Origin of the sequence: Streptomyces sp. WG5, from assembly GCF_049974565.1 — a bacterium.
In the GTDB taxonomy this organism is placed as follows: domain Bacteria; phylum Actinomycetota; class Actinomycetes; order Streptomycetales; family Streptomycetaceae; genus Streptomyces.
Map to the genome: position 1 here is coordinate 99,568 of NZ_JBNGGC010000003.1, position 13,149 is coordinate 112,716.

Annotated in this window: 9 protein-coding genes and 1 pseudogene; 3 read left to right on the forward strand and 7 right to left on the reverse strand. The window is 73.1% G+C overall.

Features of this window, described 5'->3' with window-relative positions:
• Nucleotides 1-16: 16 nt before the first annotated feature.
• The 4 genes from ACP4IX_RS04270 to ACP4IX_RS04285 all read right to left on the reverse strand — a co-directional run bounded on the left by ACP4IX_RS04270 (nucleotide 17) and on the right by ACP4IX_RS04285 (nucleotide 7,876).
• Nucleotides 17-412 carry a GtrA family protein gene (locus ACP4IX_RS04270; protein WP_426518712.1) on the reverse strand — a complete coding sequence of 132 codons (396 nt, stop codon included), beginning with the start codon at nucleotides 410-412 and terminating at the stop codon, nucleotides 17-19.
• The gene (locus ACP4IX_RS04275) at nucleotides 412-1,362 is read right to left on the reverse strand and encodes a glycosyltransferase family 2 protein (RefSeq protein ID WP_426518710.1); all 951 of its coding nucleotides are present in this window, start codon (nucleotides 1,360-1,362) and stop codon (nucleotides 412-414) included. Before ACP4IX_RS04275 ends, ACP4IX_RS04270 begins: the two co-directional genes overlap by 1 nt.
• Nucleotides 1,363-1,386: 24 nt before the next feature.
• Nucleotides 1,387-4,323, reverse strand: coding sequence for a YfhO family protein (locus tag ACP4IX_RS04280; protein ID WP_426554791.1), 2,937 nt, complete (start codon nucleotides 4,321-4,323; stop codon nucleotides 1,387-1,389).
• Nucleotides 4,324-5,401: 1,078 nt separating this feature from the next.
• The gene (locus ACP4IX_RS04285) at nucleotides 5,402-7,876 is read right to left on the reverse strand and encodes an alpha-L-arabinofuranosidase C-terminal domain-containing protein (protein WP_426554792.1); all 2,475 of its coding nucleotides are present in this window, start codon (nucleotides 7,874-7,876) and stop codon (nucleotides 5,402-5,404) included.
• Between the two features lie 139 nt (nucleotides 7,877-8,015).
• On the opposite strand from ACP4IX_RS04285, the gene ACP4IX_RS04290 reads away from it, so the two are divergent.
• Nucleotides 8,016-8,504 carry a DUF6314 family protein gene (locus tag ACP4IX_RS04290; RefSeq protein WP_426518704.1) on the forward strand — a complete coding sequence of 163 codons (489 nt, stop codon included), beginning with the start codon at nucleotides 8,016-8,018 and terminating at the stop codon, nucleotides 8,502-8,504.
• A 121-nt stretch (nucleotides 8,505-8,625) separates the two neighbouring features.
• Here ACP4IX_RS04290 and ACP4IX_RS04295 read toward each other — a convergent pair whose 3' ends face one another.
• Together ACP4IX_RS04295 and ACP4IX_RS04300 are read right to left on the reverse strand one after the other, a co-directional pair.
• Nucleotides 8,626-9,066 carry a GNAT family N-acetyltransferase gene (locus ACP4IX_RS04295; protein ID WP_426554793.1) on the reverse strand — a complete coding sequence of 147 codons (441 nt, stop codon included), beginning with the start codon at nucleotides 9,064-9,066 and terminating at the stop codon, nucleotides 8,626-8,628.
• A 40-nt stretch (nucleotides 9,067-9,106) separates the two neighbouring features.
• Nucleotides 9,107-10,564 carry a PLP-dependent aminotransferase family protein gene (locus ACP4IX_RS04300; protein WP_426518700.1) on the reverse strand — a complete coding sequence of 486 codons (1,458 nt, stop codon included), beginning with the start codon at nucleotides 10,562-10,564 and terminating at the stop codon, nucleotides 9,107-9,109.
• On the opposite strand from ACP4IX_RS04300, the gene ACP4IX_RS04305 reads away from it, so the two are divergent.
• Both ACP4IX_RS04305 and ACP4IX_RS04310 read left to right on the forward strand, forming a co-directional pair.
• On the forward strand, nucleotides 10,563-11,489 hold the full coding sequence (locus tag ACP4IX_RS04305; RefSeq protein WP_426518698.1) for a DMT family transporter: 927 nt from the start codon (nucleotides 10,563-10,565) through the stop codon (nucleotides 11,487-11,489). The genes ACP4IX_RS04300 and ACP4IX_RS04305 overlap by 2 nt on opposite strands.
• A 41-nt stretch (nucleotides 11,490-11,530) precedes the next feature.
• On the forward strand, nucleotides 11,531-11,725 hold the full coding sequence (locus tag ACP4IX_RS04310; protein WP_426518696.1) for a DUF1918 domain-containing protein: 195 nt from the start codon (nucleotides 11,531-11,533) through the stop codon (nucleotides 11,723-11,725).
• Nucleotides 11,726-11,756: 31 nt separating this feature from the next.
• Here ACP4IX_RS04310 and ACP4IX_RS04315 read toward each other — a convergent pair.
• Nucleotides 11,757-13,031: pseudogene (locus ACP4IX_RS04315) on the reverse strand (glycoside hydrolase family 10 protein); the annotation flags it as partial.
• Nucleotides 13,032-13,149: the final 118 nt, after the last annotated feature.

Consider the following 13,149-nt stretch of genomic DNA (forward strand, 5'->3'; position numbering starts at 1 on the left):
ACGTTTGGTCGCACGTTTATGCAATCCTGGCCGGGTCCGCCTTCGGCAGCATGATCCAGCGGGAGATGACGAAGGTCACCGGGATCGCCGCCGCGGACGCGAGCAGCGGGGCGAACCGGCTCCCCGCGTGCAGCACGTCGACGATCAGGTACACGCCCGCCGTGGTGATCAGGAAATTGGCGGCGTTCGTCAGCGGGAACAGGAGGAATTTCCGCCAGGTCGGCCGGGTCCGGTAGGTGAAACGCGCATTCAGGAAGAAGGAGCCGATCATGCTGAGGAAGAAGGCGAGCACATGCGCGAGGAGATACGGCATACGCGTGAGGAACAACAGGTAAAGAACGTAGTACGTCGCCGTGTTGAGAACGCCGACCACGGCGAAGGTGACGATCTGCCTCGTCATCGGGTTACGCATCAGGTAATGAGATCTTTCGTTCGCTCCACGTTGCTCTCCTTCACCAGGAAGTGCGGGCGCCCCTTCACCTCGTAGTAGATCCGGCCCGTGTACTCCCCGATGACGCCGATCATGACCATCTGCACGCCGGCGAGGGCGGTGACGGCCGTGATGATCGTGACATAACCGGGGGTCTGCACGCCGTTGACGAGGGCGGCGCCCACGATCCACGCCGTGTACGCCCCGGCGCACAGCAGCAGCCACATACCCAGGTGGAGGGCGGCGCGCAGCGGCCGGTTGTTGAACGAGAGCAGCCCGTCGAGGCCGTAGTTGAGCAGGGACTTCAGGGTCCAGGAGCTGCTGCCGTGCTCGCGCACGGCGTTCTCGTACTCGAAGGTGGTGGTGGGGAAGCCCACCCACGCGAACAGGCCCTTGGAGAAGCGGTTGTACTCGGTCAGCGCCAGTACCGCGTCGACCACGCGCCGCGACAGCAGCCGGAAGTCGCCCACGCCGTCCTTGAGTTCCACGTCGACGAGCCGGTTGACGAGCCGGTAGTACAGGCGGGCGGTGAGGGTGCGGGTGAACCGGTCACCGCTCCTGCTGCGCCGCGCCAGCACCTGGTCGTAGCCCTGGCCGCTCAGCTCGACCATGCGCCGGATCAGCTCCGGCGGGTGCTGGAGATCGGCGTCCATGACGACCACGGAGTCGCCCGAGGCGTGGCGCAGGCCGGCCAGCAGGGCCGCCTCCTTGCCGAAGTTGCGGCTGAAGGAAACGTAGCGCACGCGCGGGTCGGCGGCGGCCAGTTCCTGGAGCAGCGTCAGCGTGCGGTCGCGACTGCCGTCGTCGACGTACACGAACTCCATGTCGTGGCCGAGCGGCAGGAGTTCTTCGGCCACCTTCTGGACGGCCTCGTGGAAGCGTTCGATGACGTCTTCCTCGTTGTAGCAGGGTGCGACGATCGATATGAGCATGGGTTCTCCCCCCGGGGGGCGCGGTCAGAGAGCGCTGGTCGTGCGCTCACGCGGGCGTGTGGGTGTGGGGTGCGGGGCGGGGCGTTCGGCGGTCCGCCGTCGGCGGCGCACGGCGCCGAGGGCGCCCAGCAGGGCCAGGGCCAGGAGCGAGGCACCGCCGACGGCGGTGCCCAGGCGCAGGCCCGGTGGACGGAAGGAGCAGGTGAGGCTGGTGGACGAACCGTCCAGGGGCACGGCGATCAGGCCGTAGTACTGCTCGGCGGGGACGGCGGAGGCGTCGCCCGCCGCACACCGCCAGCCGGCGATGCGGGGCGCGGCGACGACCGCGGTGCCGGTGCTGCCGGCCGGGAGCCGGGCGTGCAGCGTGCCGTCGGAGACGGTCACCTCGCTCGCGCCGGTGGCCTTGAGGTGCTCGACGGCGGTGCGCAGACGGGCGGTGTCCAGGCAGCCAACCGCGCCGTCCGGGACGGTGCCGGCCCTGGTGGGGGCCAGCTCGATCCGCAGCCGCCCGTCGGCCGGGACCCGGCCGAGCCGCTGCATGGCGGCGATCTTGGCCGCGTCGGCCGTGAACCGCCCGGTCGGACCGTATGCGGTACCCGCTCCCGTCCCGCCCGCGGGGGCGGCGGTGAGCCGGGCGGTGCCGGAGAAGTGCGGCGCCCACAGGTAGACCTCGCTGCCGGCCGGGCACCGGGCCGTGATCGACGGCTTCGGTGCGGGGCCCGGCCCGGCGGTGCGGCGGGTGGCGTCGACGCGCAGACCGGGACGGGCCGCGTCGGCGCTGCGGTCCGGCTGCTTCCCGGCGGGCGTGCGCACGGTGAGGCGGGGCACGGTGTAGACGCGGGCGCCGAGCAGCGTCTCCTGGTTGCGGTACGGCGACGGCCCGAGGGCGGCGACACCCTCGCGCGCGGGTGTCGCGGCGCCGGACGGCCGCACGGTCACCAGCGCGGGCACGTCCTGGCGGGACACCGTCAGCGGGCTGCGGTCGCGCGGGTTCCAGCGCTGGTGCTGGTCCGGCGGGGAGTGCACGCGGGCGCCCACGGAGAAGATCACGTCCGTGACGGCGTTGTCCAGGCTCTGTACGTTCCGGCCGCGGGAGGTCCAGCCGCCGCCCAGGGCGGTGAGCATGCGGCTGAAGACGTCGGCGGTGAGGCTGCTGTAGTACTGGGCCCCCTGGCCGCCCACCACCATCGGGTCGTTGCCCACGGTCTGCTCCCGGCCCGGGTCGGTGCGGTAGCGGGGCCAGTCCTCGGCCCCCGCGATCGCGTCCGCCTGCCGCTGCTGCCGCGTTCCCCAGGGCGCGTAGTCGTCCAGGTGGTCCAGCCGCAGCCGGGTCGCCACGGCGGAGGTGGCGGCGGACTCCCCCACCTGGGCCCCGACGAGCAGCACCACGGCCAGACCGACGAGGACGGGCCGCCGCGTCCGGCCGTCCGGCCGCGCACCGCCGGAGCGCTGTGTGTCCCCGGGGGCCGGTTGACCGCCGTCGGCGGTCGGCGGCTCGCCGGCACCCGTGCCGGGGGCACCGCTGCCGGCCGCACGGGCGCCGCGAGGTGCGGCCCCCTCGTCGGCGTCCCCGCGCCCGCCCCCGCCCGCGTCCGCCGTCCGCTCCGCGCGGCCGAGCAGCAGCAGTCCGCCCAGGGCGCCCGCCGCGGCCACGAGCAGCACCGGCCAGAGGAACGGACGCACCAGGCCGCTGCCGCTCGCGACGGCGGCGATCAGGGCGAGCAGCACGCCCGCCGCGCCCAGTGCGCGCGGCCCCGGGGTGCCGTACGAGAGGGCGTGCCAGGCCGCGATCACCAGCAGCGCGCAGAGCACGAAGCCCTGGCGGTAGGGGCTGCCGTTCGGGGTGGCGAAGGCGTGCCAGGCCAGATGGGTCGGCGTCCACTGCAGGGACAGCAGCACGACGGCCACCAGCAGGGGCCACCCGGCGCGCACCCGCATCGGGGCCGCCCGGTGGAAGGGCAGCGCGAGGGCGAGCAGCAGCGCCGTGGTGCCCACGAAGAGGGCCGGGCTGCCGAAGCCGTACGTCGTGGGCAGCATGCGGGCCAGGACGTCCTCGGTGGGCACCGGCGAGAACTGCGTGACCCGGCCCGGGTAGGCGTGCTTGGTGCCGAAGTAGATCACCGTCACCAGCGGCGCGGCCAGGCCCACGCCGAGGGCGACCGTGGTGGCGGCCCGGCCCGCGGCGGCCAGTGCGCGCCCGCGCGGCAGCCCGCTGAGCCACAGCCGCAGCAGCAGCACCAGTCCGGCGCCGAGGGTGGCCATGTAGGCGGTGTAGAAGTTGGCGATCCAGGCGAGCGCCACGATCACCACGCCGAGCAGCGGGCGCCGCCCGGTCAGCGCCCACTCGCCGATCAGACAGAGCAGCGGCAGCGCGACGAGGCCGTCCAGCCACATCGGGTTGTAGGAAGCGTCCGCCAGGGACCACCCGCACAGGGCGTAGGCGGCTCCCAGCAGTCCCGCCGCCCACCAGCGGCCCGGGCGCAGGCGGAGCAGCAGCCACGCCATGGCGGCGCCGGCGGCCATGGTCTTCAGTACGGTGACGGCGTAGACGGCGAGGTCGATCTCGTCCCGCGGGAAGAACGCGACCAGCAGGGCGAAGGGGCTGCTGAGGTACGTGCCGAGGTCGGGCAGGAAGCTGGATCCGTACCCCGACTGCCAGTTGACCAGCAGACCGCCGTCGGCGCGTCCGTGCAGCAGGTCCCACAGGTGGGCGTGGAAGGGCACGTACTGGTTGCCCAGGTCGTTGACGGCGCGGGTGCGGGAACCGAAGGGGTAGCTGCCGGCGACGGCGTCGGCGGCGCAGAAGGCGGTCGCGGTGAGCAGCGCGGCCAGCAGGGCGGCGGACTGTCCCGGCCGCCGCCACCAGGGTATGGCGGGCAGGCCCTCGTCCGGGGCGCCGCCGTCGTCCGATCTTCGTCGCACGGCTCCCAGAACGGCCCTCGGCAGGCTTGAACGTTCCATTTTCGGCAGGCTCCCAGGAAGTTCGGGACGGGACGGCGTCTCGTGGGGGGAGAGGGGAGGTCACTCCCCACGCGTTGCTGATTCGCCGACCCGGACGGCAGACTTCCCGATGGTTCCGTTGTCGCCCGGCAGGGGTGCCGCGAATTCGAATGCGCAGCAGTATTCTCCGGCACCCTGTTTCCGTCAGGGAAACTCGAACCGTCCCGTAAATGATCCAGGGGTTAATTGAATTGCCGTCAGGTTTCGGGACGGTGGCCGAGGGCTCGGGGGTGGCTCGCGAGGCCCCGCCGTGGGCTGTCCGGCCCAGGAACCCGGCCCGGAGCGCGCGCCGCAGGTCATGCGGTCTTCCCGTGACCGGCGGACGGCCACTGCCCCGGGGCGGGGCAGTGGCCTTGACCATCCTTCAGGTCACCGGGCACGCCGGCCGACACACGGCACCCCGCGCCACCGCGAGCGGGCCGTCCTGATCGAACGGGCCGGCCGCGGCACCGGCAACCGGCGGCGGTACGAGACGGCCGGCCCGGCCGCCCGGCCGGGGTTCCCGTCACGGCCGCGCGGGGCGGGCCGGCCGAACCGGCCGCGTGGATGCGGGAGTTGGGTCGCGGCGCGGGCGGGCCCCCGGTGCCGGAGGACCGGGGCCCGGAGGTGTCGCCCGATCACCGGCCTGCGGGGCTTCGCGCGCCTGCGGGCGGGAGCGGCGCGACGGTCGCCGACCGGCCGGCGTCGCTCCGGGAGCACCGGGCCGAACCAGCCGCGCGGACGCGGGAGTTGGGCCGACGCGCGGGCGAGCCCCGGTGCCGGAGGACCGGGGCCCGGAGGTGTCGCGGAGCGGGGACCGCGAGACGGGCAGGGGGTGGCCGGCTCGCTCGCCGGCACCGGCCCCGGGCCCGGCCGGGCCACCCGATCGTCTCCCGGGGCTTCGCCGAGATCCACGCGCCGTTCCGCGCGCCCGTGACCGGCGCCGCGGGAGCGCCGGTCGGTGACGCCCGGGCCGCCGACCGCGCTCGGTGGCCGCGAGCCCCGGCTGGAGACGCAGGTCACCATGACCTTCGCCGCCGGCCTCGTTGAGCGTGGGTGCCTACCTCTGCCTGATCCTGAGGAAGGTGACGGAGTTCGCCGGGAAGGTGTAGGTGAACTTCCCCGCCACTCCCGAGAAGGTCGACGTGACCGGGGTGACCGGCGCGTCCGTCTCGGTGTTGACCGCGTCCGGGTCGGCGGCCAGCGTGGTGACGCGGGCCTTGGAGGCGACCTTGGCGCCACCGAGGTCGACGGCCGTGCGGGCCGCCGTGTCCTGGGCGTTGACCACCTTGACGATCAGCTCGCCGGTGCGCTCGTCCTCCGTGACGATCTGGCGGAACGGCTCGGCCGGCTTGTCGTCGGTGAAGCTGCCCCACTCCTTCCCGTCGAGGTAGAGGGTCACCTGACGGCCCCGCACCTTGATGTCGATGTCGTAGGCGCGGCCCGTCTCGATCGAGCCGGCCTTCGACAGCAGGGTCGACTTGCCGCCGTCCGAGGCCTGTTCGACGGCGGACTGGGTGTTGTTCCAGCCGCCCAGGTTCCACCAGTAGTAGTTGCCGGTGTCCTTGACGCCGAAGGCGACGAGGAAGCCCTCCTTGCCGGACTTCTTCGTGGCCTTCACATGCAGGTCGTAGTCCTTCCAGGCGGGGTCGCCCGCCGTGACCAGGGTGTTCTCGGCGGCGGCGTCGGTCTGGACGTACTGCCCGTCCTGGACGGTCCAGCTGCCGGCGCCGGAGTGGGTCCACTGTGCGGCGTCGCCGGAGAAGTCGTCGGTCAGGAGGGTCCTGCCGTCGGCCGACGTCACCTTCACGTCGTCGTACGCCGCGCTGGTCGCCCAGGTCGACAGGCCGACGGCGCCGGTGATGGGCCCGCTGACGGCCGGTGTGCCGGTCGCCGTGGAGGGGACGACGCGGTCGCCGGTGTTGTTCATGAAGAGCTTCTGGACCTCGTAGTTCGCCGAGTTCCAGGACGCGTGGTTGTTGAACCAGATCATGTCCGGGCTCCACTGCACGTAGTCCTCGTTGGCGAGCAGCGGGGCGTAGGAGGCGAGCTTGACGATGTCCGCGTTGCGCTCCAGGCCGGTCATGAAGGCGGCCTCGGACAGGGCGTTCTTCCAGGCGTTGCCCTGGGAGGCGTACTCGCCGAGGAAGACCTTCGGGCCGTTCCTGTCGTAGGAGTCGTAGCGGTCGTTGTTCTGCAGGAACCACTGCGGGCTGTTGTAGTAGTGCTCGTCGACCATCTCGACGCCGGCCTCGCGGTTCAGCTGCCAGGCGGTGTCGAAGGTGGTGCCGGCGTCGTCGGGTCCGGAGTTGGAGACCACGGTGATGTCCGGGTACTCCGCCTCGATCGCGGTGCGGAACTCCTTGAAGCGGTCCATGAACTCCCGGGGCAGGTTCTCCTCGTTGCCGACACCGATGTGGGTGAGGCGGAAGGGCTTCGGGTGGCCCATCTCGGCCCGCTTGGCGCCCCACTCGCTGGTACGGGGGCCGTTGGCGAACTCGATGAGGTCCAGGGTGTCCTGGATGTGCCGCTTCAGCAGGGCGTCGTCGGTGGTGGCCTTGTTCTGGCCGCAGCCGGTGACCAGGGCGGGGACGACGGGCAGCGGCATGGCGCCGATGTCCTCGGCGAAGCGGAAGTACTCGTAGTAGCCGAGGCCGTAGCTCTGGTTGTAGCCCCAGAAGTTGGCGTTGGTGGCGCGCTCCTCGACCGGGCCGATGGTGTCCTTCCACTGGTAGCTGCGTGCGCGCTCCCAGCCGCTCGCCTCGCTGTAGTCCTCCATGGAGCCGGTGTTGACCAGGCAGCCGCCGGGGAAGCGCAGGAAGCCGGGGTCGAGGGCCTCGATCTTCTCGGCGAGGTCCTTGCGCAGGCCGTTGGACTGGTGCTTGTAGGTGTCGCGCGGGAACAGCGACACCATGTCGAGGGCGGCGGGGGCGGTGGTGGCGACGGCGAGCCGGCCGCGGTTGCTGGTGCGGGTCGCCTTGAAGGTGGCGGTGTACTTGCGCCACTCGCCCTTCGCGGCGACCTGGCGGACCTTCGCGAGCGGGCCGGCGGCGTCCCGGAGGGTGACGGTGAGGGTCGTGCCGCTCTCGGCGCGGGCCCACACCGAGAAGTCGTACTTCTTGCCCTTCTCCACCCGGATGCCGGTGTTGTAGCCGGCGTTGGCGACGGAGGAACCGGCGCCCAGGGAGAGGTAGTTGCGGTTGCGCTCGTTGAGGCGGCCCTCGTCGTTCACCACTTCGGCGGTGCCGTCGGCCGTCCAGGAGGTGAGCGGCGTGTACGAGGCGTTGTCGGCGGTGGAGTACTCGAAGGAACGGTTCTGCACGAGCTCGGCGTACAGGCCTCCGTCGGCGGCCCGGTTGATGTCCTCGTAGAAGACGCCGTACATCGTGTCGTCGATCGCGGCGCCCTCTGCGGACGGGTCGACGGTGATCGCGTAGTCGGCGACGGCCTCCGCGTGCGCCGGGGACGGCAGCAGGGCCGAAGCCGTCAGCAGGGCGGTGACGCTGAGACCGAGTCTCCAGCGGGTGCGTGACATGGATACTCCGCGGCTCTCACTAGGCTGTTCGAGATATCGGATGTTGGTCAGCACTTCGAACGGCAAGATAGGGAGGGGATGGAGGCGCGTCAATGGGTCGCGCAGCATCCAGTGGGCCGGACGCGGAAAGCGGGTGGGAATGAGCGAGTTGTGGCCGGTACCGGATGTGCTGGCGTTCCTCGAGGGCCGGTGGCGCACCGAACGCTCGGTGCGGGACCTGGCGAGCGGCGCGGAGGGCCGCTTCGTGGGGACCACGACGTTCGACGCGCTGGCCGGCGGCGGGCTGCTGAGCCGGGAGTCCGGGGCCTTCACCTGGCAGGGCGTGACCCGCCCCGCCGAGCGCACCCTGCGCTACGAACCCGGTGCCGCGCCGGGCACCGCAGACGTGCGCTTCGCGGACGGCCGCCCCTTCCACGGCCTGGACCTGACCTCCGGACGCCATGTGGCCGACCACCCGTGCGCCGCCGACCTCTACCGGGGCGAGTTCACCGTCCGGGACGAGGACCGCTGGCGGACCGTGTGGCGCGTGGGCGGCCCGGCCAAGGACCTGCTGCTCACCACGGACCACCTCCGTGAGAGCCCGGGTCCCCGTCCCCGCGCCTGCGGCCGGTCCTCCCCGGGACTCTAGGCAGGCGTTCCCGGGCCTCGGGGCAGGCGTTCCCGGGTCTCCCGGCACGCACCCTCGGACGGCGCGAGGACGGTGCCGGGCCCCGGGAGTTGTTCGTGGGTCACTCAGGGTGGTTCACGGTTCACCGGCCCAGGCCGAGCACCATCCACTGGTCCGGCTGGTCCAGCGCCGTGAAGCCGAGCTTCTCGTAGACGCCGTGCGCGTCGTGCGTGGCGAGCAGGACGCGCCGCAGCCCGTCCGGCCGCAGGTGCTCGCACACCGCCGCGACCAGCGCCGTACCGAGGCCCTTGCCGCGCACCGCGGGATCGACGTACACGTCGCACAGCCATGCGAAGGTGGCCCGGTCGGTGACCACCCGGGCGTACGCCACCTGCTCCCCGGACGCCTCGTCGTAGACCCCGAAGTTGAGCGAGCTCTCCACCGCCCGGTCCTGCTTCTCGCGGGGCCGTCCGAGCGCCCAGTACGCGTCGGTGGACAGCCAGTGGTGCACGCGTCCGGCGTCGATCCGGTGCGGGTCGGTGGAGAGTTCGTAGCCCTCGGGCAGGCGCGGTGAGTCGGTCATGCCGGGATGCTCGCAGGGCCCGGGGGAGCGCGTCGACCCGTTATCGCCGCGCGTCCGCCCCTTCGCCCCACACCTCCGCGCAGGCCGTACGCAGGCGTCGCACCCCTTCCGCGATCTCCCCGGCGCCCGCGACCGCGGCGAAGCTCAGCCGCAGGTGGGCGGCCGGGGGTTCGGCGCTGAAGTACGGCCGGCCGGGGGTGATGGCGACGCCCGCGCGCAGGGCCGCCGAGGCGAGCCCCGCCTCGTCCGTGCCCTCGGGCAGGCGCGGCCACAGGTGGTAGCCGCCGGAGGGGACGTGGGGCAGGGACAGCTCGGGCAGGTGCAGGCGCAGCGCGGCTGTCATCGCGTCCCGGCGGGCCTTCAGCTCCGCGGAGATGAACCGCAGATGGCGGGGCCAGGCGGGCGAGCCGACGAGTTCCAGCGCCGCCTCCTGAAGGGGCCGGGGCACGAAGAAGGTGTCGACGACCTGGATGGCCCGCAGCCGCTCCAGCACCGGCCCGCGGGCGGCCAGGGCGCTCACCCGGAAGCTGGGCGAGGTCGCCTTGGTCAGCGAGCAGACGTGGACGACGACGCCGTCCGGGTCGTCGGCGGCGAGCGGGGCCGGCAGCGGGCCCGCGTCCTCGTGCACCAGCCGCCGCACGAAGTCGTCCTCGACGACGAAGGCGCCGGCCTCGCGGGCGATGCGCAGCACCTCGCCGCGCCGCTCGGGGGCGAGCACGGCACCGGTCGGGTTCTGGAACAGCGGCTGGCAGACGAAGACCCGGGCGCCGGTCGCCCGGAAGGCGTCGGCGAGCAGGGCCGGCCGCACACCGTCCGCGTCCACGGGGACCGGCACCGGACGCAGGCCCGCCGCACGCGCGATGGCCAGCATGCCGGGGTAGGTCGGAGACTCGACGAGTACGGGGGCGCCGGGCGGGGCGAGGGCGCGCAGGGCCGTGGTCAGCGCGGACTGGCCGCCCGCGGTGATCAGCACCTCCGCCGCCGTGATGGCCCCGCCGATCCCGCGGGCGAACCACTCCCGCAGCTCCGGCAGACCCTCCATCGGCGGCCGGCCCCACGCGCCGGGCCGCCGCCCGGCCCGGGACAGGGCCGCCGCCATCGCCCGCTCCGGCTGCAACGACGGGTGCAGGTAGCCGCCGTTGAACTCCACGACGCCGGGCGGCGGGGCGGCCAGCGAGACCAGGACCCCGGAGGCGTCCACCGAGCGCGGTACGAGGTCGGCGGCGCCGTCGGCGCTGAGCGCGACCTCCTGCCAGGAGGTGTCACCGCAGGGCGCGGCAGGCCGGCGCCGGTGGGCGCGGAAGGCACCGGCGCCGGGCCGGGTGACCACCAGCCCCTCGGCGGCCAGCTGCGCCAGGGCGCGGGAGACGGTCACCGGGCTGACACGGAACCGGTCGACGAGGGCCCGGCTGGACGGGAGCTTTCCACCGGGCGAGTAGCGGTCGAGTTCCCGTCGCAGTTGGTTCGCCAGATCACCGACACTGCTACGCTCTTGCATGAGAGCACAGAGTAGCGCTACCAGCTCGACGGCGATAGCAGTCGGCGGTCCGGACACCTCCTCGGGCGCAAGCTCGTCCGGCACCCTCCAGGCCGCCCTCGGTGTGGTCGCCTTCTCCCTCACCTTCCCCGCCACCGCCTGGGGCCTGGAGGGCTTCGGCCCCTGGTCCCTGATCGCCGTGCGCAGCATCCTGGCCGCGGTGATAGCCGGCGGCTGTCTGCTGATGCTGCGCGTGCCGCTGCCCGAGCGGCGGCACTGGTTCGGGCTCGCGGTGGTGGGCGGCGGCGTCGTCCTCGGTTTCCCGCTGCTGACCACCCTCGCCCTGCAGTCCTCGACCACCGCGCACGCCGCCGTCGTGGTCGGCCTGCTTCCGCTGACCACCGCGCTGCTGTCGGCGCTGCGCGTCGGCACCCGCCCTTCGCGCACCTTCTGGATCGCGGCGCTGGCCGGTGCGGCGGCCGTGCTCGCCTTCACGGTGCAGCAGAGCGGCGGCGCCCTGACCACGGCCGACGCCTACCTCTTCGGGGCGCTGCTGGTGTGCGCGGCCGGCTACACCGAGGGCGGCCGGCTGGCCCGGGTGATGCCGGGCTGGCAGGTCATCGGCTGGGCCCTGGTGCTGTGCCTGCCGCTGACCGTGCCGATGGCCGCGGTGGCCCTGTCGTTCGAGCCGGTGCACCTGACGGCGCACGGCGTGACCGGGCTGCTGTGGGTGGCGGTGGGCTCGCAGTTCCTCGGCCTGGTCGTCTGGTACCGGGGCATGGCGGCCATCGGCATCCCGAAGGCCAGCCAGTTGCAGCTGGCCCAGCCGCTGCTCACACTGGTGTGGTCGGTACTTCTCCTGGGCGAGCACCTGACGGTGGCCGCTCCGCTGACGGCCGCGGCGGTACTGGTCTGCATCGCGGTCACCCAGCGGGCCCGGGGGTAGCGCAGGCCCCAGGCCGCACACAGGTGAGGAGGCCTCACAAGATGCACGCAACCAAGGGCGACCAGCTCATCCAGCACGGACGGGTGGTCGGTGAACACGACAAGGTGGCGGAGATCGTCGAAGTGATGGGCGAGAAGGGCGCTCCCCCGTACCGGGTCCGGTTCGAGGACGGGCACGAGGCCGTGTGCTCACCCGGCCCCGACTCCGAGATCCGGCACAGGGAGATCCAGCTCTAGCCGACGCCCCCGACGTCCGACGCCCGTCCTGGCGGGAGGTGCCGGCCGGCTGCGCGTAGTGGTCGGCACTCACCCGCGCCATCGCGCCACTCCGGTCGCGGGCGACGTCCTTCGCGGCGAAGAAGACGTGCCCGCGCACCTCGGGATACCGCCGCGCCAGCGTGAGGTGCCGGGACAGTTCGGCCGGGTCCTGCCAGGCGGCGGGCTGTGCCGGGTCGCCGGCCTTGTACAGCGCCTCCCCCACGTACAGCTGCGTACGGCTGCCCCTGGCCACCTCCGCCCACCAGGGGAGGAGCTTCGCGTAGTCGGCGGCGGCGAGACCGATGTGCCAGTAGAGCTGCGGCACGATGTAGTCGATCCAGCCCTCCCGCACCCAGGTGCGGGTGTCCGCGTGCAGGTCGTCGTACGTCTGCACACCGGCCCGGGTGTCCGAGCCCTTCGCGTCGGTCGCCGCGTTGCGCCACACCCCGAACGGGCTGACGCCGAAGCGGGCGGCCGGCCGGACCTCCTTGACGCGGGCCGCCGTCTCGCGCACCAGCAGGTCGATGTTGTGCCGTCGCCAGGCGGCCTGGTCGGCGAAGCCGCTGCCGTGGGTGCGGTAGGTCGCCTCGTCGTCGAAGCTCTCGCCCGCCACCGGGTAGGGGTAGAAGTAGTCGTCGAAGTGGACGCCGTCCACGGCGTACTTCTCCACCGCGTCCATCATCGCGTCCTGGACGAAGGCCCGGACCTCGGGAAGCCCCGGGTCGTAGTAGAGCTTGCCGCCGTACGGCACCACCCAGTCGGGGTGCTTGCGCGCGGGATGGGTGGGCACGAGGCGGGCCGGGTCGTCGTGCGTGGCGACGCGGTACGGGTTGAACCAGGCGTGCAGTTCCAGGCCGCGGGCGTGGGCCTCCTTCACGGCCGTGCCCAGCGGGTCCCAGCCCGGGTCCCGGCCCTGGCTGCCGGACAGGTACTGGGACCAGGGCTCGTACGCCGACGGCCACAGCGCGTCGGCCGCCGGCCGCACCTGGAAGATCACCGTGTTGAGGCGGTGCCGGACCGCCGTGTCGAGGTGCTCGACGAGTTCCGCGCGCTGCTCGGCCGCGCGCAGCCCCGCGCGGGTGGGCCAGTCGCGGTTGGCCACCGTGGCCAGCCACATGCCCCGCATCCCGGTGACGGCACGGCGGGCGGGCGGCTGCGCGGCGGGACCCGGCACCGCCGGCGGGGCCTGTGCGCCCGACGGGACCGGCGCCGCCGACGCCCCGGGCGCCATGCTGAACGCCGACAACGCCGCCACCGCGAAGGCACGACGCGAGACACGGCCCATGGGGAGTCCTCCTGAACGCAGTGGATCCGCCCGGTCACGGATCGTGGACGGGGTCCCAGCATGCCCGACCCGGAGGACGGATCCGTGGCCATTCGGGGGTAACGTGCACGATCGGAGC